General features: G+C 71.1%; 20 protein-coding genes. 16 read left to right on the forward strand and 4 right to left on the reverse strand.

Translation table 11 applies throughout. The annotated features are described in order from the left end of the window. Window positions 1-126: 126 nt before the first annotated feature. Window positions 127-378 carry a DUF3825 domain-containing protein gene (locus tag D7W82_RS27155; RefSeq protein WP_120621127.1) on the forward strand — a complete coding sequence of 84 codons (252 nt, stop codon included), beginning with the start codon at window positions 127-129 and terminating at the stop codon, window positions 376-378. 84 nt (window positions 379-462) lie between these two features. Here the strand turns inward: D7W82_RS27155 and D7W82_RS27160 are convergent, their stop codons facing one another. Beyond that, on the reverse strand, window positions 463-1,941 hold the full coding sequence (locus tag D7W82_RS27160) for a hypothetical protein (RefSeq protein WP_147439558.1): 1,479 nt from the start codon (window positions 1,939-1,941) through the stop codon (window positions 463-465). Between the two features lie 123 nt (window positions 1,942-2,064). Next, complete coding sequence (locus D7W82_RS27165; RefSeq protein ID WP_120621129.1) at window positions 2,065-2,559, reverse strand: peroxiredoxin; 495 nt, start codon at window positions 2,557-2,559, stop codon at window positions 2,065-2,067. Window positions 2,560-2,687: 128 nt separating this feature from the next. Here D7W82_RS27165 and D7W82_RS27170 point away from each other — a divergent pair, with 128 nt between their 5' ends. Both D7W82_RS27170 and D7W82_RS27175 read left to right on the forward strand, forming a co-directional pair. Further along, entirely contained in the window at window positions 2,688-4,466 is a 1,779-nt protein-coding gene (locus D7W82_RS27170) for a sigma 54-interacting transcriptional regulator (RefSeq protein ID WP_120621144.1), read from the forward strand. Then, window positions 4,463-7,072, forward strand: a complete 2,610-nt coding sequence (locus D7W82_RS27175) for a bifunctional serine/threonine-protein kinase/formylglycine-generating enzyme family protein (protein ID WP_120621130.1) — start codon at window positions 4,463-4,465, stop codon at window positions 7,070-7,072. Before D7W82_RS27170 ends, D7W82_RS27175 begins: the two co-directional genes overlap by 4 nt. A gap of 9 nt (window positions 7,073-7,081) precedes the next feature. On the opposite strand, the gene D7W82_RS27180 is transcribed toward D7W82_RS27175, so the two are convergent. Then, the gene (locus D7W82_RS27180; RefSeq protein WP_233587961.1) at window positions 7,082-8,665 is read right to left on the reverse strand and encodes an ADYC domain-containing protein; all 1,584 of its coding nucleotides are present in this window, start codon (window positions 8,663-8,665) and stop codon (window positions 7,082-7,084) included. A 282-nt stretch (window positions 8,666-8,947) separates the two neighbouring features. Here D7W82_RS27180 and D7W82_RS27185 point away from each other — a divergent pair, with 282 nt between their 5' ends. Continuing rightward, window positions 8,948-10,882 (forward strand): CocE/NonD family hydrolase, encoded by a 1,935-nt coding sequence (locus D7W82_RS27185; protein WP_120621132.1) that lies wholly within the window; start codon window positions 8,948-8,950, stop codon window positions 10,880-10,882. A 64-nt stretch (window positions 10,883-10,946) separates the two neighbouring features. Next, window positions 10,947-12,023: an RNA 3'-terminal phosphate cyclase gene (rtcA, locus tag D7W82_RS27190; RefSeq protein ID WP_120621133.1), complete on the forward strand. Its 1,077-nt coding sequence runs from the start codon at window positions 10,947-10,949 to the stop codon at window positions 12,021-12,023. A gap of 9 nt (window positions 12,024-12,032) precedes the next feature. On the opposite strand, the gene D7W82_RS27195 is transcribed toward rtcA, so the two are convergent. Next, window positions 12,033-12,386, reverse strand: a complete 354-nt coding sequence (locus D7W82_RS27195; RefSeq protein WP_014396987.1) for a hypothetical protein — start codon at window positions 12,384-12,386, stop codon at window positions 12,033-12,035. A gap of 79 nt (window positions 12,387-12,465) precedes the next feature. On the opposite strand from D7W82_RS27195, the gene sppA reads away from it, so the two are divergent. The 11 genes from sppA to D7W82_RS27250 all read left to right on the forward strand — a co-directional run. Beyond that, complete coding sequence (sppA, locus tag D7W82_RS27200; RefSeq protein ID WP_120621134.1) at window positions 12,466-14,136, forward strand: signal peptide peptidase SppA; 1,671 nt, start codon at window positions 12,466-12,468, stop codon at window positions 14,134-14,136. Between the two features lie 74 nt (window positions 14,137-14,210). Next, on the forward strand, window positions 14,211-14,741 hold the full coding sequence (locus D7W82_RS27205; protein WP_120621145.1) for a YbhB/YbcL family Raf kinase inhibitor-like protein: 531 nt from the start codon (window positions 14,211-14,213) through the stop codon (window positions 14,739-14,741). Between the two features lie 3 nt (window positions 14,742-14,744). Beyond that, window positions 14,745-15,566 (forward strand): AraC family transcriptional regulator, encoded by an 822-nt coding sequence (locus tag D7W82_RS27210; protein ID WP_120621135.1) that lies wholly within the window; start codon window positions 14,745-14,747, stop codon window positions 15,564-15,566. Between the two features lie 45 nt (window positions 15,567-15,611). Further along, the gene (locus D7W82_RS27215) at window positions 15,612-16,361 is read left to right on the forward strand and encodes a zf-TFIIB domain-containing protein (RefSeq protein ID WP_158617734.1); all 750 of its coding nucleotides are present in this window, start codon (window positions 15,612-15,614) and stop codon (window positions 16,359-16,361) included. A gap of 83 nt (window positions 16,362-16,444) precedes the next feature. Beyond that, on the forward strand, window positions 16,445-17,047 hold the full coding sequence (locus D7W82_RS27220; RefSeq protein ID WP_120621137.1) for a hypothetical protein: 603 nt from the start codon (window positions 16,445-16,447) through the stop codon (window positions 17,045-17,047). 154 nt (window positions 17,048-17,201) lie between these two features. Continuing rightward, window positions 17,202-18,284, forward strand: coding sequence for an iron-sulfur cluster carrier protein ApbC (gene apbC / locus D7W82_RS27225; RefSeq protein ID WP_120621138.1), 1,083 nt, complete (start codon window positions 17,202-17,204; stop codon window positions 18,282-18,284). Between the two features lie 27 nt (window positions 18,285-18,311). Beyond that, on the forward strand, window positions 18,312-18,821 hold the full coding sequence (locus D7W82_RS27230) for a hypothetical protein (protein WP_120621139.1): 510 nt from the start codon (window positions 18,312-18,314) through the stop codon (window positions 18,819-18,821). Window positions 18,822-18,825: 4 nt separating this feature from the next. Further along, window positions 18,826-19,248, forward strand: a complete 423-nt coding sequence (locus D7W82_RS27235; RefSeq protein ID WP_120621140.1) for a hypothetical protein — start codon at window positions 18,826-18,828, stop codon at window positions 19,246-19,248. A gap of 59 nt (window positions 19,249-19,307) precedes the next feature. Beyond that, entirely contained in the window at window positions 19,308-20,156 is an 849-nt protein-coding gene (locus D7W82_RS27240) for a 3-hydroxyacyl-CoA dehydrogenase family protein (RefSeq protein ID WP_120621141.1), read from the forward strand. Window positions 20,157-20,178: 22 nt separating this feature from the next. Then, a complete protein-coding gene (locus D7W82_RS27245; protein ID WP_120621142.1) occupies window positions 20,179-20,955 on the forward strand; it encodes an enoyl-CoA hydratase-related protein in 777 nt (258 codons plus the stop codon). Between the two features lies 1 nt (window position 20,956). Beyond that, window positions 20,957-21,373, forward strand: a 417-nt coding sequence (locus D7W82_RS27250; protein WP_120621143.1) for a hypothetical protein, incomplete at its 3' end; no start/stop codon positions are given.

Genomic DNA, 21,373 nt, shown 5'->3' on the forward strand with positions numbered 1-21,373 from the left:
TCGCCCCATGCCGGCGACCATCTCCTCAAGGTAGGCGCCCAGTGCCTCGTCCAGCTTCTTGAGCTGCGCGGGTGTCATCCCGACCGTAGATCACGCCTGCCACCCGCCTTCAAGTGACCGGGTAGTATTAAGGGCGCAGTAGAGAACGCCAAGGAGCGAGTGGCTCGGAACTACAAAGCGGCCGTGCCGCAGTACCACAAGGGGCGCGTTCAGCTTCTGCTGCCGTTGTGCATGACGGCGCCTGGTAAAGCGGATCTCGCCATTGTCGTCGAACGACTTGACGGCTTCTACCGTGCGGCGACGTGCCTGACGTTCGATATGGCGTACAGCAACGCACGGCTGCTGGCCCGGCCGGACCAGGACTGGCTGCACCCGTAGCAAACCGGGTGGGGCTTCCCTATTGGTTGGAATCAGAGACAGCCCCTCACTTCCCGTGAGGGGCTCCCTCCCGGCGGTGATTGATCAGTGCTCCGCTTCCACCGGCTTCACACCGCCGTCCGGCTGCTGCTGGGCCACGGGCGGGGTGGTGCGATGGATGACCGGCGGTGAGGCGTTGAGCGCTCCCACCCAGAGCCGGCCGTGGAAGCCCGTGTCGCTGGGCTTGTCGAACAGGGCCACCTTGCGCGGCGTGCCCGGCTCCTGGCGCAGCTCCGCGGTCGGGCTGAGCGCGAAGACGTTGCAGTCCACCTGCTCCCAGACGTTGAACCGGCAGGAGAACTGCGAACCTCGCGCGAAGCCCACCTCCAGCGCCTTCACCGGCGACGCGGGCAGCGCCTTCGTCAGCCGCCAGCCCAGCGGCTCGAAGTCCTTGTTCCAGCTCACCGGCTTCGTGCGCACGTGCACGTCACCCGCGAGCGCCAAGAGCCACGTGTCCGGATTCGCCTGGCGGTACGCGATGAGGTTCTTCGCCATCTCCGCCTCGCGCGCGTTGCCGGAGGCGTTGTTCGAATCGAACGCCAGCACCGTCACCGCGTTCCCCTGCGCGCGCAGCCTCCGGGCCTGCTCGATGAGGCGGAGCAGGGCGCCGCTGCTGCGGCCGTCCTGGTACACGCGGCGCCAGAACGAGCTCACCACCAAGAGCCGCTCCAGGTCCGGACCGTGGCCTGCGCTGGCCAGGTACTCGTCCAGCGCGCCCTGGTCCTCCGACGGCATCGACAGCGCCAGCGCCACCGACAGCTTCTTCTCCACCGCGTCGCACAGCATCCGCATGGCGATCTCCGGAAGCTCACGCGTGCCCAGCGGATCTCCCACCAGCACCGTGTTCCCGGCCGTGAGCAGTGGCTCCACGCCCTGCAGCGGCTCGCCGCACTTCACCGGCGGCGTCTGGGCCGCGTCGTCATCCCAGCCCTCCACCTGCACGGCGCGCACGGGCGCGTTCGTCCTGCCACCCACCAGCTCCAGCGACGGCACCATCTCCAGCCTCGCCAGCAGCTTGCGCTCCAGGGGCAGGTCGCGCGTGCCGCGCACCATCTTGAAGCCCTCCATGTCCGGCACGCCCTCGAACGTGAAGCGCTCGAACGTCTTCCGGGCGAGGTACTTCTCCTCGTCCTGGATGCGCTCGTTGAGCCACTTGGGCTTCGCCTCGATGATCGTGTCCTGCTCGCGGTAGCGCAGGCGGAAGACGCGGATGACCGACTGGCGCGGCCCCAGCGACGCGCCCTTCACGAAGTAGCGCTCGTAGGTGCGGTTGCCGGGCAGGTTCATCCCGGGCTCGTGCGCGGACGTGTAGAGTTCGTGGTGATCCGCGCGCTCGAAGACGTCGTAGCGCTGCTCCTCGAAGACGCGCCGCATGGTGAAGAGGGCCTCGTCCAGCGGGACCAGGTACACCGTCTCCTCGGTGGGGACCTCCTCGTCCTCCGGCGTGTCCGCATGGAGGTCCTTCGTCAGGCTCGCGCAGCCGCCGACGCACAACGACAGTCCCAGCAACCAGTGAAACCGCATGGCATGACCTCCGGCCCACCCGATGTGCTGCGATGTTGCTCGCGACGGGGGTGCGGCGTCCCGGCTCCCACGGCCGGGACGACGGAATTCAGTCTACCGGGAAACGCACGGCAAACACGTCTGTCAGGCAGGACGGGTGGGAGTGGCTCCCTGGCCCGTGAGCGAGCGGACGACATCCAGCGCGTGCTCGGCGTGCTTCTTCACCTGGATCTGCGAATCGAACGCGTAGCGGATGGTGCCGCCCTTGTCCGCGACGAACGTCACCCGCCCGGGCAGCAGCCCCAGGAAGTTGGTGCCTACCCCGAAGGCCTTGCGCGCCGCGCCATCCGGGTCGCTGAGGAGCCGGAAGGGGAGGCGGTACTTGGCGACGAACTTCTCGTGGGACTCCGCGGAGTCGCTGCTGATGCCCACCACGTCCGCGCCCGCGTCCGTGAAGTCCTGGTACTGATCCCGCAGGCTGCAGGCCTGGACGGTACATCCCGGGGAGTCATCCCTCGGGTAGAAGTAGATGACCAACGCCTTGTCACCCAGCAGGTCGCGCAGGCGCACCGGCGCGCCGCCCGTCCCATGCAGGGTGACATCCGGAACCGCATCCCCTTCTTTCAGCATCTTGGCCATGAAAGTCCCAATCCTCCCGGCGGGAGCATGGACCGCGCATGGCCTGACCCGCAAATCAATCGGGCTCCCGGGTTGCCCGGAATTCAAGGGCCTGGGCATTCTTTCAGGGCATGGATCCACGCGACCCGATGGACACCGAGGACTCCCGCCGGGGGCCCTCGCGCGCCGCCCCGGAGGGCCGGCTGTACCTGCTGCTCTTGCAGGGGAACACCTCCCGGGTGGTGCCGCTGCCCCGGGAGGGGGCGGTGGTGGTGGGCCGCGCGGTGGGCGCGGACGTGGTGGTGGAGGACGCGTCCGTGAGCCGCCAGCACGCGCGCGTGGCGGTGGCGGAGGGCGAGGTGTTCATCTCGGACCTGGGAAGCCACAACGGAGTGCGCGTCAACGGCGAGAGGGTGCAGGGCTCGCGGCCGCTGGACGGCGGCGACGTGGTGACGCTGGGCAACGTGACGCTGGTGCTCCACCGGGGCGAACGGCCCCCGCCGGAGCGGCGGGCGCTGGAAATGGATGGGCTGCGGGCCCGGCTCTCCGAGGAGCTGGACCGGGTGCGCGGCTCGGGGCTGGCGGTGAGCGTGCTGGCGCTGGAGGTGGAGTCCGCGCGGGTGCCGCAGGTGGAGCTGGTGCGGGCGCTCGACGGCGCGCTGCGGTTGATGGACGCGGTGGGTCAGGCGGGGAGCACGCTGATCGTGCTGCTGCCGGACCTGTCCGGCGAGGAGGCGGAAGCGGCGGCGGCGCACCTGGTGTCGGTGCTCACGCCGCTGGCCGGGCGGGTGCGCGCGGGGCTGGCGTCTGCGCCGGGGGACGGGATGCAGGGGGACGCGCTCCTGGGCGCGGCGAAGGCGGCGGCGCTGGGCGCGGAGCCGGGCGCGACGCAGGTCAGCGGGCCTTCGATGTACCGGCTGGCGCTGGGCGAGCGGTCCGTGGTGGTGGCGGACGCGGCGCTGACGCGGCTGTTCGAACTATTGCGCCGGCTGGCGGCGAGCCCGCTGCCGGTGCTCATCCATGGTGAGACGGGAGCGGGCAAGGAGAACGCGGCGTGGGCGGTGCATCACTGGTCGCCGCGCTCGGCGCAGCCGTTCGTGCCGCTCAACTGCGCGGCGCTGCCGGAGAGCCTGGTGGAGGCGGAGCTGTTCGGCCACGAGCGGGGCGCGTTCTCCGGCGCGGACCGGGCCCGGGCGGGCCTGCTGGAGCGCGCGAGCGGCGGGACGCTGTTCCTGGACGAGGTGGCGGAGCTGTCGCTGCCCATCCAAGCCAAGCTGCTGCGGGCGTTGGATCAGCAGGTGATCACGCGGCTGGGAGATTCACGCGAGCGGCCGGTGGATCTGCGCGTGGTGGCGGCCACGCACCGGGTGCTCGAGGACGAGGTGAAGGCCGGGCGCTTCCGGCAGGATCTGTTCTTCCGCCTGTCCGCGGCGGTGGTGGTGCTGCCGCCGCTGCGGCACCGGCCCCGCGAGCTGCCCCTGCTGGCGCGAGCATTCCTGGAGGAGGCCTGCGCGAGGGCGGGCCGTCCACCGCTGCACCTGTCCGCCGCGACCATGGAGGTGCTGGGAGCGCACGCGTGGCCGGGGAACGTGCGTGAGCTGAAGAACGCGGTGGAGTACGCCGTGGCCACGTCGCCGGGGCCGGTGGTGGAGCCGTCGCACCTGCCGGACTCCCTGCGGGCCGCGACGGAACCGGATCCGGAACCGGCGCGGGCGGAGGGCAGGGCGGAGACGCCGAGGGTGTTCCAGAACCTGGCGGAGGAGCTGCGGACGCTGGAGCGGCGGCGGATGATGGAGGCGCTGGAGGCGACGGGTGGGGTGCAGACGCGGGCGGCGCAGCTCATCGAGATGCCGCTGCGCACGTTCGCGTTCAAGCTGAAGCAGCACCGCATCACGCCCTCGCGAGGCCGCGGCCCGGCGGGTGGATGAAGAGCGAGCCGCTTCCAGCCTGGCAGCCCCCCGAGGCGTTCGGAGAGTACCGCCTGTTGCAGCCGCTGGGACGCGGCGCGATGGGCGAGGTCTACCTGGCGCACGACACGGTGCTGGACCGGCTGGTGGCGGTGAAGTTCATCGCGGGCGTCGCGCCGGATGAAGTGCAGCGCGAGCGCTTCCGCACGGAGGCGCGCGCGATTGCCCGGGTGCAGCATCCGAACGTGGTGGGCATCCACCGCGTGGGGGAGGTGAAGGACCGGCCCTATCTCGTCTCCGAGTTCCTGCGCGGGCAGAGCCTGGACCGGCTGCCCCGGCCGCTGCCGTGGACGCGCGTGCTGGAGCTTGGCGTCGGGCTGGCGAAGGGGCTGGCGGCGGCGCACCGGCAGGGCGTCCTGCACCGCGACCTCAAGCCCGCGAACGCGCTGCTCACCGAGGACGGACAGGTGAAGCTGCTCGACTTCGGCGTGGCGAAGCTGCTCGACGTGGCGATGGCCGTGCATCCGCCGGAGGCCCCGCGTGCCGTGCCGCTGGAAGGGGAGGCGACGGTGGATGTCCCGGGCACGGTGGACACATCACGGCGAACCGCGACCATCGCTGTGCCGGAGCCTTCCGCGAACACGGAGCGCTCCACTCCTGGCTCCCGCCCGCGCACCATGGACGTCGTGCAGCGGACCGTGACGTCGCTGCCCCTTCCGCCGGAGCAGCTCCTCGGGCCCGCGGAGCTGCTGTCCACGGGCCGCATCGGGACACCGCTCTACATGGCGCCCGAGGTCTGGCGCGGAGAACCGGCCACCGTCCGCAGCGATCTCTTCTCGCTGGGCGTGCTCCTCTACGAGCTGTGCGGCGGCCCGACCCCTGGACCGCTCGCGGAGACCCCGCCGCGGCCCCGCACCTTCGAACCGCTGGACGCCGCCGTCCCCGGCGTGGACGCCGCCTTCGCCGCGGTCCTCGCGCGCTGCCTCGCGCATGATCCGTTCGCGCGCTTCGAATCCGCGGACGCCCTGCGTGAAGCGCTGGAGTCCATCGCCTCACGCCGCGCCACCCCGGCACTCGCACCGCCGCGCCCACGGTGGCTGCGCGTCACCCGCGTGCTCGCGCTCCCCGGGCTCGCGGTGGCCATCCTCCTTGGCGGCGACTGGTGGGGCGATCGCTCCCGGCGCGTCGACGCGGAGCAGGCCATGGCCTCCGCCGCCGCCATCGTCGACGAAGGCCAGGCGCTGGACGCCCGCATCGAAGCCCTCCGCACGGAGGCCTTCACCGCGTTCGACACGGACCGCTTCACCGAAGCGCTGCCCCTCTGGGGCCAGGCCCTGGAGCTGGGCGCGAAGCAGGCCCGCCGCTATCAGGACGCCAGCGAGCTGCTCGAAGCCGCGCGGACGCGCGTGGGCCGGGGCACGAACCCCACCCTGGATCAGCGCGTCGCCGAGGTGCTCCTCCAGCGCATCCTCATCGCGGAGCGCGACCGCGACTTCCGGACGCGGACGGCCCTGACGCAGCACCTGGAAGCGCTGGATCCGAGCGGCACCACGAGCCGGAAGCTGACCGCCCCCGTCCGCATGGAGCTGGACAGCGATCCCCCGGGCGCCGCCATCCAGGTCGAGACCTTCGCGTCGCAACCCGGAGGCCCGCCGCGCTGGTCCGAGCCGAGGGCCTTCGACACGACGCCCATGACCTCCGGCCTCACGCTGGAGCCCGGCTCGCACCGCCTGACATTCACGCTCCCGGGGCGTCCGCCCGTCCGCTACCCGGTGCTGCTCACGCGCGGAGAGACCTTCCAGGCGAAGGTCTCCATCCCCGAGCACGTCCCGGACGGCTACGTCTACGTGCCCCCCGGCCGATTCCTCTATGGCAGCGGCAACGACGAGAGCGTCCGCCGCACACGCCCCATCCACCAGCTCGCCACCGGCGCCTTCCTCATCGCGCGGCACGAAGTCACCTACGCGGACTGGCTCGCCTGGCTGCGCGAGCTGCCCGCCTCCGAGCGCGACACGCGCAGGCCCCGGGGCACCAACTACTTCGGCACCATCGAGCTGCGGCCGGCGAAGGACGGAACCTGGACCTTCCACCTGGAACACGAGGGCGTCTCGTACCAGGCGAGGGAAGGGGAGCCACTGCGCTACCAGGACCGCACCCTGCGCGCCGAACAGGACTGGCGCCGCTTCCCCGTGTCCGGCATCTCCTGGGAGGACGCCCGCGCGTACATCGCCTGGCTGGACGCCACCGGCCGCGTGCCCCGGGCACGCCTGTGCACCGAGCTCGAATGGGAGCGCGCCGCCCGGGGCGCGGACGACCGCGACTATCCGCACGGCCCGACGCTGGCGCCGGACGACGCCAACTTCGACGCCACCTACGGCCGCAAGCCGGGCGCGTTCGGTCCGGACGCGGTGGGCTCGCATCCCGCGTCGGACAGCCCCTTTGGCGTGGCGGACCTGTCCGGCAACGTGTGGGAGTGGCTGGTGACGGACACGAACGGCGCGCCCGCGTACGGCGGAGGTTCGTTCTACCAGGACGCGCTCACCGCCCGCGCCGTCAACCACGGCACCGGCGAGCCGCGCACACGCTTCCCCTTCATCGGGATGCGCGTGTGCGCGTCCGTGCACTGACTCCGGCGTTCAGAGATCCCGCCCCGGCAGCTGGCCCACCGCGGGCAGGTAGCCCAGGTCGCGCACGAACGTGAAGCCACCGGGGTTCACAGTCGCCGTGGCGTAGACGCCCAGGGTCGGGTGCCTCCACAGCTTCAGCGGCCGGCGCTGTCCCTCGCGCTCCGGATCGACGGAGCTGTAGATGTAGCCCTCGATGGCCTGATCCCCCGCGAGCGGCCTGCGCGAATAGCCCGCCGCCAGCTCACAGTCGCTCCGGTCCGTGAGCAGCATGCGCCCGGTGGAGGTGCCGCACCGGTACAGCGCCTTGATGAACGGCTTCATCCGCGCCATCACGTCGTTGGGCAGCGAGGGGGACAGGATGGGCCCCTCCACCCGCACCGGCGAATGGCCCTTGGGCGCCGCGCTCCCCAGCCCCTCCATCGCCAGGACGAAGGCCCCCGGCAGCGCGCCGCCCGCGGATTCGCCCGGGATGCCCGTGACGGCGGTCGTCGTCACGTAGTCCGTGGAGTCCTTCTTGAACAGCACCAGCGCCCGGTCGATGAAGAGCGAATAGGACACCAGCATCCGCTGCGCCGTCCCGTGGAAGTCCAGTTCCTCGCACGTCTGCTTCGGCACCGGAATCTTGAGCGCCTGGTCCACGCAGGTGGCGTCCGCGACCAGCGTGTCCCAGCGCTTCTTGCCCAGGCACAACGGCCGAGCCAGGCCACAGGAGTCCATGGTCCACACCGCCTCCAGCGCGTAGCCGTCCGGCGCGAGCGTCGCCGGCAGGTGGCCGTCCTGGCTCAGCACGGCCGCGTTCTCCGGCCCCATGAACGCCAGCGGCGTCCCGTCCAGCGTGTTGCTGCGGCCCTCGCCGCAGTAGTCCGCCACCGCCATGCGCGTGCACAGCTGGTGGTACTCGCGCGCGACGGACTCCGGGTACTCCGTGGCCCAGGGCGGATAGCCCCAGTCGATGCACTTGGCGATGACGCCGCCGCCCACGAAGAACGGCTTGCTGGTGCTGCTCTCGTTCTTCGGCGCGCAGGCGAAGGTGAAGAAGTTCGGGTTCTCCAGCAGGTCCCCGGACGTGGACCACGCGTGCGGCACGGAGAGCGCGTAGCCGCTGCCGGTGGGGCACAGCGGCGTCGCCGTCTTGTCATCCGTGAAGGCCTGGACCCGGTACTCCCAGCGCGCCTTGCCGGCATTCACGTTGACGGAGTCGCACGCGGACGTCGGCGGCGTGATGTCCTCGTGACAGCGGACCGACTCGATGACGAGCTTCACCGTGCGGCCCTCGAACGGCGCGCGGAACACCGCCTTCTCCAGCGAGGGGCCCTCCAGGATCCGCATCACCGGAATGGGCGCCCCCTCCACGGTGCAGTACTGGGTCACCCGCAGCCTGCCCGCCGCGACCGTCGCCGTCGGCGGCCTGCAGGTGGCCTCCCCAGCGGCTTCGGGCACCTCCACCGACCGCAACGGCACGTTGATGAACTCGAAGCGCCCGGAGCCGTGCAGCTGCGTGCCCTGCGCGCTGTTGGACGGGGGTGGCTCCGCCCACGCGACAGCACCTCCCAGACACAGTGCCCCCAGCAGTCCCCGCTTCCACATCGTCATCGTCGCCACGTCCAATCTCCTTTTCGCCATGAGGGAAAGGCGTTCCACCGGGGGTTCTCGGCCGAAGGGGACCGCGGGTGTCTGCTTTGTGCGGAGCGTGCAAACCCTGCCGTGCATGCAAGGCTTGCCGTGCCACGCATGCGAGGAGCGTGTGCAAACCTTGCACGCTCCGAGCGCGGCGCGATGCGGCAGGCGATCCAGCTTCCGTGCCCCGGCGGCTTCGCCCAAGATGCATTTCCTTCCGAATTTCCCCCGCATTTTTCCGCAGAAGAGGAGGGGAGCATGGCCTTCCACCCCCGCGGCCTCGTGGCCGCGCTCGCGCTGTTCTCGCTGTCCGGTCCCGCGCTCGCGCAGGCCCCCGCCGCGCCACCCAAGCCGCCCGCGAGCCCCGAGGATGAGCGCGCCGCGTACCTCCGGTCGCACTTCACGAAGTACGAGGTGCGCATCCCCATGCGCGACGGCGTGAAGCTCTTCACGACGTTCTACGTGCCCAACGACGCGAGCCCCCAGAAGCGCTACCCGGTGCTGATGATGCGCACGCCGTACTCCATCGGGCCCTACGGAGCCGGCCGCTATCCCAAGACCCTGGGCCTGGCCAGCTTCGAGAAGGAGGGCTTCATCTTCGCCTTCCAGGACGTGCGCGGCCGGTACATGTCCGAGGGCGAGTTCGTCAACGTGCGCCCCCACCGCGCCACCAAGCGCGGCAAGGAGGTGGACGAGAGCAGCGACACGTACGACACCATCGACTGGCTGGTGAAGCGCGTGCCCCACAACAACGGCAAGGTGGGCATGTGGGGCGTGTCCTATCCGGGCTTCTACTCGTCCGCGGGCGCCATCGATTCGCACCCCGCGCTCAAGGCCGTGTCGCCGCAGGCGCCCATCGCGGATTGGTTCTGGGACGACATGCACCGGCATGGCGCCTTCAACCTGCAGCTGGCGTTCAGCTTCTTCTCCACCTTCGGCAAGCCCCGCCCCGCGCCCACCGACGACACCGAGTGGAAGCCCTTCGACTTCGGCACCCCGGACGCCTACCAGTTCTTCCTGGACCTGGGCCCGCTGTCCAACGCGGACGCGAAGCACTTCCGCGGCGACGTCGCCTTCTGGAAGGACTTCGTCGCGCACCCCAACTACGACGCCTTCTGGCAGTCGCGGAACCTGCTGCCGCACCTGAAGAACATCAAGGCCGCGGTGATGGTCGTGGGCGGCTGGTACGACACGGAGGACCTCTACGGGCCGCTGCGCACGTACGCCGCCATCGAGAAGCAGAACCCCGGCATCGCCAACACGCTGGTGATGGGCCCGTGGCCCCACGGCGGCTGGATGCGCGGGGACGGCGCGTCGCTGGGGGACGCGGACTTCGGCTTCCCCACCAGCGCCATGTACCAGGACCTGGTGCTGGCCTTCTTCAAGCAGCACCTGAAGGGCGGACCGGACGCGGCCGTGCCGGAGGCGCTCGTCTTCGAGGGCGGCGCCAACCGCTGGCGCCAGCTGGACGCCTGGCCGCCCAAGGGCACGAAGGAGACGCGCCTGTACTTCCAGCCCCAGGGCGCGCTGACGTTCCAGGCCCCCAAGGCGCCAGCGCCGTCGTTCGACGAATACGTGAGCGACCCGGCCAGGCCCGTGCCGTACACGCAGGACCTGAGCCCCGGCTGGTCCAAGACGTACATGACGGAGGATCAGCGCTTCGCCTCGCGCAGGCCGGACGTGCTCACGTACCAGACGGAGCCGCTGACCCAGGACCTCACGCTCGCGGGCCCGCTGGAGGCGGAGCTGTGGGTTTCCACGACGGGCAGTGACGCGGACTGGGTGGTGAAGCTGGTGGACGTGAACCCCGGGAAGGTGCCCGGCTGGACGAAGGAGCAGGAACACTCCGGCGAGCGCAACCGGGGCGCGCAGCAGACGCTGGTGCGCGGCGAGCCGTTCCGCGGCCGCTTCCGCGACAGCTACTCCCAGCCCAAGCCCTTCACGCCCAACGAGGTGACGAAGGTGCGCTTCGTCATCAACGACGTGTTCCACACCTTCCAGCGCGGCCACCGGCTGATGGTGCAGGTGCAGTCGAGCTGGTTCCCGTTCATCGACCGCAACCCGCAGACCTTCGTGCCCAACATCTTCGAGGCGAAGCCCACCGACTTCGTGCGCGCGATGCACCGGCTGCACCACACGGCGGCCCAGCCCAGTGCGTTGAAGGTGAACGTCCTGCCCGCGTTGGACGAGTAGATCCCCGGTCCGCTCGCGCGCGGTCTGCTAGGCTGCGCGCCCGCCACCACATGACGGGAGGGACATGACCGGTCACGACCGGCCCGACGCCGGGCGGGTGTTGCTCGACGGAGAGGTGGGGGAGGGGGGCGGCCACGTCCTCCGCTCCGCGCTGTCCCTGTCGCTCATCACCGGCCGTCCCTTCCAGCTCAGCGGGCTGCGCGAGCACCGCGACCCGCCGGGCCTGCGTCCCCATCACCTGGCCTACGTGCGCGGCGCGGAGGCGCTGAGCGGCGGCACCAGCGAGGGCGCCTCCGTGGGCTCCACGGAGCTGCGCTTCACCCCCGGCCCGGTGCGCGCGGGGGACTACCTGCTGGAGGCCGGCGCGTCCGGCAGCACGCCCCGGCTCTTCCAGTGCCTGGTGTATCCGCTGGCGCTCGCGGGCGGAGGACGGCTCACGCTGCGAGGCGCCACGCACCTGCGGGCCGGCCCCAGCTTCCACGCGCTCGCCGGCGCGTGGCAGTCGGTGGCGCGCGCGTACGGGCTGCCGGTGCAGCTGTCGCTCACCCACGCGGGCTTCCTCCCGGAGGGCGCGGGCGAGTTCACCGCGGAGGTGGGCGCCCCGGCCGAACCGCCCGTGCGCGTGGACCTGCCCGCGCGCGGCGTGCTGCGGGAGGTGCGGGTGATGTCCTTCGTGGGCGGGCTGCCCTTCGCGGTGGCGGAGCGTCAGTCCCGCGCCGCGGTGGCCGCGCTGCGCGAGCGGGGCATCCTGGCGGAGGCGGACAACCGGCCGCTGGCGGTGACGCGCTCGCAGGGCTCCGCGACGTTCGTGCTCGCGCAGTTCGAGCACACCGTGGCGGGCTTCACCTCGCTGGGCGAGCGGGGCCTGGACGCCGAAGGGGTGGGGCGCGAGGCGGCGGAGGCGCTGACCCGCTTCATGGAGACGGGCGGCGCGCTCGACGAACACCTGGCGGAACAGCTGCTCTTGCCGGCGGCGCTCCTGGCGTCGGGGAGGCTGGGGGCGGTGACGCCGGGGACCACGCGCTTCACCGCCGCGCGCATTACCGACGCGCTGACGGTCCAGGCGGAGGTGCTGCGCCGCTTCCTGCCGGTGCACATCCAGGTGGAGCCGGGCGGGAGCGTGGAGATCCGCCCGGCCTGAGGGTGAGGCTTAAGCCTCGTCCTCGGTGGCGTTGCCGCGGGCGCCGAAGGTGTTGGCGTCCGACATCTCGCGCACGGTGCCGCGGTAGGCGCGGATGGCGAAGGGCGCGGCGACCAGGAAGACGATGCCCACGAGGCCAATGGCCATCCAGGGGACGGGCGTCTCCTTGATCTGCACGTCCTTGCCGTAACCGTTGAGGTTGTTGCCCATGGCGCGCGCCTTGGCGGCGTCCTTCTCCTCCTGGGTCAACTCCTTGCGGTTCTGGAACTCCTGGGGCTGCCGGCGCTGGGGCTGCGCCAGGACAGCGCCGCCCCAGACAAGGGCGAGGACGAGGACAAGCCGGGGGAGGGAGGGGGAGGGCATGGGCCTTCAGCCTAACAGAGCCTCCCGGCGCGGGTGAACAGGGGTTGCTTCGCCCGGCGCGGGGCGTTACGCGCGCGGCATGCTCCGCCTTCCCTTCCTCCTCCTGACGAACCTCCTCCTGGGGCTGCGGCTGCTCCTGGGCCTGCCCTTTCGTCTGATGGCGGCGCGCAAAAGACCCACGTGGATCCGCTTCCGGCTCTCAGGAGAGCTCCCGTACCGCCCACGCCCCGTGCAACGCTTCCGTTTCGGCGGCGCCGCGGCGGAGCCCGCCACGGTGACCTCACTGGAAGCGTTGGGCCGCGCACTCAAGGTGCTGGCCGCGGATCCCAAGGTCGAGGGCATCCTCCTGGAGCTGGAGGGGCTGGCCATCCCGGACGCCAGGCGCGAGGCCCTGCGCGCCCTGCTGTCGGACTTCCAGGCCGCCGGCAAGCGGGTGGTGTCCTGGGCGGTGATGGTGGACACGGACGCCTACCCTGTCCTAGGCGCGGCGGACGAGGTGCTGCTCGCCCCCATGGGCCGGGTGGAGCTGGTGGGCTACGCCGCCGAGGCCACGGTGCTGGGCGAGGCCTTCAGCCGGGTGGGCATCCACGCGCACTTCGCGCGGCGCGGTGACTACAAGACGGCGCCGGAGCTCTTCACGGACGGCAAGGTGTCCGACATCCAGCGCCAGACGCTGGAGTCCTTCCTGGACGAGCGCTACGCCGTGCTGGTGGGGGCCATCTCCAGCGACCGGGGCAAGACGCCGGAGGAGGCGCGGGCGATCATCGACTCCGGGCCCTACAGCGCGAAGCGGGCGCTGGAGGCGGGGCTGGTGGACGGGCTGGTCCACGAGGCGGACCTGGGCGCGCACCTGGGCCTGGAGGCGAAGAAGGACGAGGAGCCCCCGGTGCCTACCTATGACGCGTACCTGGCGACGCTCGCGTTCCCGCCGGTGAAGTGGCGCCGGCTGCGCCGCAAGCCCCGGCTGGCGGTGGTGGACGTGGCGGGCATCATCATCCCGGGCAGCGGCGGCGCGGGCCGGTTCGCGGCGGCGGACTCGGTGGTGAAGGCACTGCGAAAGGCGGGGAGGGATCCGCGCGCGAAGGCGGTGGTGCTGGCGATTGGGAGCCCCGGCGGTTCGGCGCTCGCGTCCGAGCAGATATTGGAAGCCGTGAAGCGCGTGGCGAAGCAGAAGCCCGTCATCGCGTACGTGGATCAGATCTGCGCGAGCGGTGGCTACATGGCGGCCATCGGCGCGAAGGAGATCTGGTCCGCGCCCCATGCCATCGTGGGCTCCATCGGCATCTTCGTGGGCAAGTTCGAGTACGGCGAGCTGCTGGAGAAGCTGGGCATCCACCGCACCACGCTGGCGCGGGGCGAGAACGCGGCCTTCTTCTCCTCGTCGCGGGGCTTCACGCCGCACGAGCGCGCCGCCTTGGAGCGTGAGGTGGAGGAGGGCTACCAGTCCTTCCTGGAGCTGGTGGCCCAGGCGCGCGGCCGGACGAAGGAGGAGATCCACCAGCGCGCGGAGGGGCGGGTCTACTCCGGGCTGCGCGCGAAGGAGGCGGGGCTGGTGGACCGCATCGGCGGCTTCGAGGAGGTCTGCCGCCACGCGCTGGACGAGGCGCGCGTCCCGTCGGACGACTTCGAGCTGGTGCGCTACGGCGGCGCTCGCGCGAAGCTGTCGCTGCTCAAGCTGCTGATGGGCGCGACGCACCCGGCCACGTACGCCTTCTGCCCCACGGCGTGGAGCCTCCAGCGCCGAGGGTGAGTTCGCGGTTCACGGGCCAGCCGTTGCGGATCCCGGGCGAACGCTCCCCGCCCGGAAACCGCACATTGCTGTTCATGAAAACGAACCCGTACGCAGAGCTCCCCGCCGTTCCCTCGTTCCACGTCACCAGCACGGACATCCAGGATGGACAGCCGCTGCACGCGGACCATCGCAGCGCGCAGTCCGAGACGGGCGGCAAGGACATCTCGCCGCAGCTGAGCTGGTCGGGATTCCCGGCCGCGACCCGGAGCTTCGCGGTCACCGTCTTCGACCCTGACGCTCCCACGCCGAGCGGCTTCTGGCACTGGGCCGTGTTCAACATCCCGGCGGGCGTCAGCACGTTGCCGCGAAACGCGGGGAGCGCCGGGGGAAGGCTCCTCCCGTCGGGCGCGGTGCAGCTCCCCAACGATGCCCGCCTCGCGCAGTACCTCGGCGCCGCGCCGCCACGAGGACACGGGCCGCACCGCTACTTCGTGGCCGTGCACGCACTCGATGTCGAGGCGCTCCCCATCCCCGCGGAGGCCACGCCCGCGTACCTCTCCTTCGTGCTCTTGGGTCACACCCTGGCGCGCGGTACGCTCGTCCCGACCTCCGTCACGCCCTGAATCATGCGCAGGCCCTCGCCCATCGAACGCACCGCCAGGCTCATGGACACGACGGCGGCGATGTACCTCAAGATCCGCCAACGCGAGGCCGACCCCGTCTACGCGGGGGTGGAGTGGCTCTCCGCCGGTTTGATGTACATCCAGCGGGGCGAGAAGGTCTTCCACCAGGGCGATGCGCCCGTCCACGTCCGGGCCGGTGAGTTCATCTGGATCTCACCGGGGACCCGCCTCCAGGTGCGCAACGTCCCGGACGAAGCAGGGGAGTACCAGGCCGAAGGCATGCTCATCGCCCCGGAGCTCCTCCTCCAGGCGGAGCCCAAGGCATCACCGGGCGCCTCACGGGTCCAGCGGCTGCGCGCCGACGAGCTTCCCCGGCTCGTCGACGCGCACCACCGCTGCATCGAGGCGCTCACGGAGAAGTTCCCGGAGGGCGTCGTGCGCGCGCGTGTGCTGGAACTCATCGCCTGGCTCCGGGACCTGAACATCGACGTGAGCGCGTCATCGAGCGCGCGCCTTGGCATGAAGCGCCTCGTGGCCCGGGATCCATCGCGGGCGTGGACCCTCACGGAGGTCGCCAGGAAACTCGCCATGAGCGAGGACACGCTCCACCGGAGGCTGACGGGCGAAGCCACGACGTTCAGCAAGCTCCTGACGGAGGTCCGGATGGACCACGCCGTCTCGCTGCTCTGGACGACCGACCTGCCGGTGGGACACGTCGCCATCGAGGCGGGGTACACCTCCGCCTCGCGGTTCGCGACCCGCTTCCACGAGCGCTTCGGCGTGCTCCCCTCGAAGCTCCGCGCGAAGCGGACCCAGGCGCGTTGAGTCACGCCCTTTCACGGAGAGAATGGGCCCTTTAGCATGCGCGGCATGGCCCGCTCCTGCCCGGTCTGCCCCAGTCAGTCCATGAACGTCGTCCAGGCCTCCGACGTGGAGGTGGACGTCTGTCCGCGCTGCCACGGCCTGTACTTCGACCGGGGGGAGCTGGAGCGCTTTCCGGACCGGCCGTCGCTCAAGCCGCTGCTGACCGCGGCGAGGCAGGCGGCGTCGCGCTGCCGCACCGGCGGACACCTCGTCCCTCGCGCCAACGCCATCTGCGCCACCTGTCGCGGTGAGCCCCTGGGCTGTCCCGGCTGCGGCGCGCGGCTGGCGATGGTCAACGCGCGCGTGTGCAACGTGGACCTGTGCACGCACTGCGGCGGCACCTGGCTGGACGCGGGCAAGTTCGAGGCCCTGGAGAACGCCGTCGTGACGCAACCCAAGGCGCAGCCCGCGGCGTCCAGGGGCTGGGAGGTCGCCCCGGCGACGGATGGGGGCGCGGACCCCTGGAGGGGCCCGGGCTCCACGGCCGCGCTGCCACCGTCGGACTCGCCCACGGGCGGCCTGGGCGTGCTCTCCCCGCTGGCCTGCGTCCATTGCGGCATCCAGGTCTCCGTGCCCCAGGCGTTCGCGTTCAACGGAGACCTCTACTGCCGCGAACACCGCCCGAAGGGCGCCGTGTCGGGCAACAGCCTCCCGAAGGACAAGGACCCGTCCAACTACCCGAACCTGGAAGACGCGTCGGACGGCGTCGACCTGGCGGACATCGTCGTCTGGCTCTTCCGGCTGCTGCGCCGCTGACCGTTCGTCCGCGGGAGCACCGACAGGGCGGACGTCCGGGCATTGCCGGCCCCGGAGCTGGCGTCTACCCTGCCTGGCCAGTGATGACCCGCCTCGCCCCCCTGAGTCTCCTGCTGTTGGGCACCGCCTGTGCCACCGCGTCCCGCGAACCGGCCTCGGTGGCGGAGGCGTACGCGAAGGCCCTGGAGGAGAACCGGCTGTCGGACGCCTACCGCCTGACGACCGGCACCCCGGAGGGCGAGGGGGCCTTCCTGGACGAATACTCCGACGAGGCCGCCCGGAAGGAGCGCGCCGCCGCCGTCCGGACAGGCACGGGCGTGCTGGAGGCCCGGGCCCCGTCCGTCACGCTGGCCCGCCAGGGCGAGGACTGGCGCGTGGTGGAGTCCCGCCCCGCGGACGTGCCCCGCGCGGCGCTGAAGAAGTTCCTGGACGAGGTGGAGTCCCGCGACTGGAAGGGCGCCTGGGGCCTGCTCGCCTCGCCGCTGAGGGCCCGTTACACGCCCGAGCGCCTGAAAGAGGACTTCGAGCGCGAGCCCCTGGCCAAGGAGCGCCTGCGCCGCGCAAGGCTGGCCCTCAACACCCACGTGCGCGTGGCGGCGGGCGAGGCCCTGTTCCCCCTGGGCGGCGAGCGCGCCGTGCGGCTGGTGCTGGAGGATGGCGAGTACCGGGTGGCGGCCATCGAATGACGGCCAGAAGCCGGGCGCGATCCAGAGCCGGAGGAAGGCCGGGCGGGCTCCGGAGATGTGCGTTAAACGACGTTGACAGCCCCCGGAGTGCTGGCAATCTCCGCCCCCCTTCGAGCGTGCAAACGCCCGTTTTCAAAAGGTTTCAGGTGTCCCGATGAGCGTGTCCCAGGCCGATGTGATGACGGCCATGTCGAAGGTGATCGATCCCGAGCTGCACGTCGACCTGGTGAAGGCCGGGATGGTGAAGGACGTGCGCGTCACCGGAGACACGGTGAAGCTGAAGATCGAGCTGACCACGCCCGCGTGTCCCATGAAGGGGAAGATCCAGGCGGACGCGGAGGCCGCGCTCAAGGCGGTGCCGGGCCTGAAGTCCTTCGACATCGAGTGGGGCGCCCAGGTGCGCGGCGTCGCCGGGGGCTCCGGCGGGGCCCTGCTGCCGGGCGTGAAGAACATCCTGCTGGTGGGCGCCGGCAAGGGCGGCGTGGGCAAGAGCACGGTGGCGGTGAACCTGGCCGCGTCGCTCGCGCAGCACGGCGCCAAGGTGGGCCTGCTGGACGCGGACTTCTACGGCCCCTCCGTGCCGCTGATGACGGGCACCGCGGACCAGCGCCCGGTGAGCCCCAACGGCAAGACGCTGGATCCGCTGGTCGCCCACGGCCTGAAGGTCATGTCCATCGGCTTCCTGGTGGAGGCGGATCAGGCGCTCATCTGGCGCGGCCCCATGCTCCACGGCGCCCTCATGCAGCTGGTGCGCGACGTGAACTGGGGAGAGCTGGACTACCTCATCCTGGACCTGCCCCCGGGCACGGGCGACGTGGCGCTGACGCTGTCCCAGTCCGTCCGGGCCGCGGGCGCGGTGCTGGTGACGACGCCGCAGGACGTGGCGCTGGCGGACGTGGTGCGCGCCAAGCAGATGTTCGACAAGGTGCACATCCCGGTGCTGGGCATCGTGGAGAACATGAGCCAGTTCATCTGCCCGCACTGCAACAAGAGCACGCCCATCTTCAACCACGGCGGCGGCCACAAGGCGGCGGAGATGTTCGGCATCCCATTCCTGGGGGAGATCCCGCTCGACCTCAAGGTGCGCGAGGCGGGAGACTCCGGCGTGCCGGTGGTGGTGGGGCACAAGGACAGCCCGGAGGCGAAGGCCTTCCAGGACGTCGCCCGCGCAGTGGCGGGCCGCGTGTCCGCGCAGTCCATGAAGAGCGTGCCCCTGCCGGTGATGCAGGCCCGGTAGGACCCAACCGAAGCGCAAGGAGACCGCATGGCCCCGGCCGGCAACGACGACCTCCCGCACGATCCGCTGTTCGATGACGACTCGGAGCAGCAGCCCGGCCGGGAGAACCGCTCGGGCGGCTTCGTGCCGGACTTCGTGCGGCGCATGGCGGTGGCCGGCATGGGCGCGGTCTTCATGGGCGAGGAGGGCATCCGGGCGCTCGCCGGCCAGCTCAAGCTGCCCAAGGAGGCGCTGGGCTTCCTCCTCTCCCAGGCGGAGAAGACCAAGGACGACATCAGCCGCGTCGTCACGGAGGAGCTGCGCCGCTTCATGCAGTCGGAGAAGCTGCGCGACGAGTTCCTCAAGCTGCTCTCCGGCATGACGGTGGAGGTCAAGGCGCAGATCCGCCTGGTTCCGTCGGAGAAGGCGGAAGAGGCGCCCGCGCCGGAGCACCCCCCCAAGGCCCACAAGAAGGCCGCGGAGGCGCCCACCGCGCGCGTGGTCATCACGGACGTGAACGCGCGCCGGCCGGCCTCCAAGCGCTCGAAGCGGGAGTAGGGACGTGGCGGAAGAAGCACCGGCACCCGACAAGCCGCGACCTGGCTGGCGCACGCACCCGCTGCCCAAGCGGCTGGCGCTCATCGCCATCGTCGCGCTGGGCCTGTGGCTGTGGAAGGCCACGGACCTGCCGGAGCGGCAGCTCATCTTCCAGTTCACCGGCGACGGCTGGAGCAGCGTGCGCGCCGTGGACCTCCAGGTGCTGGACGACGAGGAGCACATCCTCAAGCGCGAGGAGCGCTTCTTCGCGAACGGCCCGCCCCCGGAGGTGACGTTCAAGATGCGCCTGCCGGAGGGCACCTTCCGCGCGCTCCTGTTCGTGAAGGTGGAGGGGCGCGAGCCGCGCGTGCGCCTGGAGGAGCGGATCACGGTGGGCGAGGGTGAGGCCATCGTCCGCCAGCTGCGCCTTCCCGCCGCCAGCCGTTGACCGGCGTTGACCCTCCTGGGGGCGTGCGTTATGGCCGCCGGCACAGGAGAGAAGACGCCATGGCAACGGAACACATCGTCGTCGTCGGTGCAGGGCAGATGGGCGCGGGCATCGCGCAGGTGGCGCTCCAGGCGGGCCTGCGCGTGTCGCTGGTGGACGTCAACAAGGACGGGCTCGCCAAGGGCGCGGACCGCATCAAGGCCGGCCTGAAGAAGCTGGTGGAGAAGGGCAAGCTGGACGCGGCGAAGCAGCAGGCCGCCGAAGCGAACCTGGCCACCTTCACCAGCGCGCGCGACGCGAAGGACGTGGACGTCGCCATCGAGGCCGTCACGGAGAACGAGGACCTCAAGCGCCGCATCTTCCTGGAGCTGGACGAAGTGGTCCGCCCGGGCGGCATCCTCGCCACCAACACCTCTTCCATCCCCATCACCCGCATCGCCGCGGCCACCAAGCGCCCCGAGGCCGTCATCGGGATGCACTTCATGAACCCGGTGCCGGTGATGCAGCTGGTGGAGCTGATCCGCGGCGCGGCCACCAGCGACGAGACGTACACCACCATCCGCACGATGGCCGAGCGCATGGGCAAGACGACGGTGGTCTCCAAGGACTACCCGGGATTCATCGTCAACCGCATCCTCATCCCCATGCTCAACGAGGCCTGCTTCGCGCTGATGGAGGGCCTGGGCACCGCGGAGGACATCGACACCGCGATGAAGCTGGGCACCAACCAGCCCATGGGCCCGCTGCAGCTGGCGGACTTCATCGGCCTGGACACGGTGCTCTACATCGCCGAGGTCCTGCACAAGGGCCTGGGTGACTCCAAGTACCGCCCGTGCCCGCTGCTGCGTCAGTACGTGGACGCCGGCTGGTACGGCAAGAAGTCCGGCCGCGGCTTCTACAAGTACTAGCCCCTCCAGGAGCTACACGCACATGGACTACCAGAACATCAAGTTCGAGAAGGACGGCGCGCTCGCCATCCTCACCGTGGACCGGCCCAAGGCGCTCAACGCGCTCAACAGCGCCACGTTCCACGAGATGGAGCACGCGCTCAACTCGCTGAAGGAGGACACGCGCGCGCTCATCGTCACCGGCGGCGGCGAGAAGGCCTTCGTCGCGGGCGCGGACATCGCGGAGATGTCCACCATCAGCGCCGCGCAGGCGCGTGAGTTCTCCGCCCTGGGCCACCGCGTCTTCGAGCACCTGGAGAACCTGCCCATCCCCACCATCGCGGCCGTGAACGGCTTCGCGCTGGGCGGCGGCCTGGAGCTGGCCCTGGGCTGCGACCTCATCTACGCGTCGGAGAAGGCGAAGCTGGGCGTGCCGGAAGTCACCCTGGGCGTCATCCCGGGCTTTGGCGGCACGCAGCGCCTCACACGCCTCCTGGGCCGCGCCCGCGCCAAGGAGCTGCTCTTCACCGCGGACCGCATCGACGCGGCGAAGGCCAAGGAGATCGGCCTGGTGCTGGAGGTGCTGCCCCCGGACCAGCTCATGTCCCACTGCCGCGCGGTGGCGGAGAAGATCCTCAAGAACGGCCCGCTCGCGGTGGCCCAGGCCAAGCGCGTGGTGGAGTACGGCGCGGACCAGGACCTGCGCGCCGCCAACGAGCTGGAGCGCCAGGGCTTCGCCGTCCTCTTCGGTTCGGAGGATCAGCGCGAGGGCATGGCCGCGTTCCTGGCCAAGCGTCCGGCCCACTTCCAGGGCAAGTGACGTGAAGCACGCGGTCGCGGCCGGGAGCCTGCTGTGCTTCCTGGCCGCGCCGCCGGTCCGGGCGGAGGAGGTCTCCGAGCAGGAGCCCCGCGCCCCGGCCCTGGTGTCCTGGAAGCGCACGCTGTGTCTCTACACGCTGTGCTTCCTGGAGCCCGCCTTCCCGGACCTGCGCCGCGAGTGGGGCGACGGCGCCCACTGGGTGCTGTCCTGGCCCATCCACCCGTGGGCCACGCCGCCGCTGGATATCTCCGGAGCCCTGGGCCCCACGCTCATCCTGTCGCCCTTCGTGGAGCCCCAGCTGCGGCTGCGGCCGTCCACGTTCCGCCTGCTCGCCGGAGGGCGCGTGTACGCCTTCCCGGACGCGTACCGCTTCGGCGTGCTGGCCGAGGGGGCAGGCGTGTGGGGCGGGGACGGGAAG

This window comes from Corallococcus sp. CA049B, from assembly GCF_003611685.1.
GTDB lineage: Bacteria > Myxococcota > Myxococcia > Myxococcales > Myxococcaceae > Corallococcus > Corallococcus coralloides.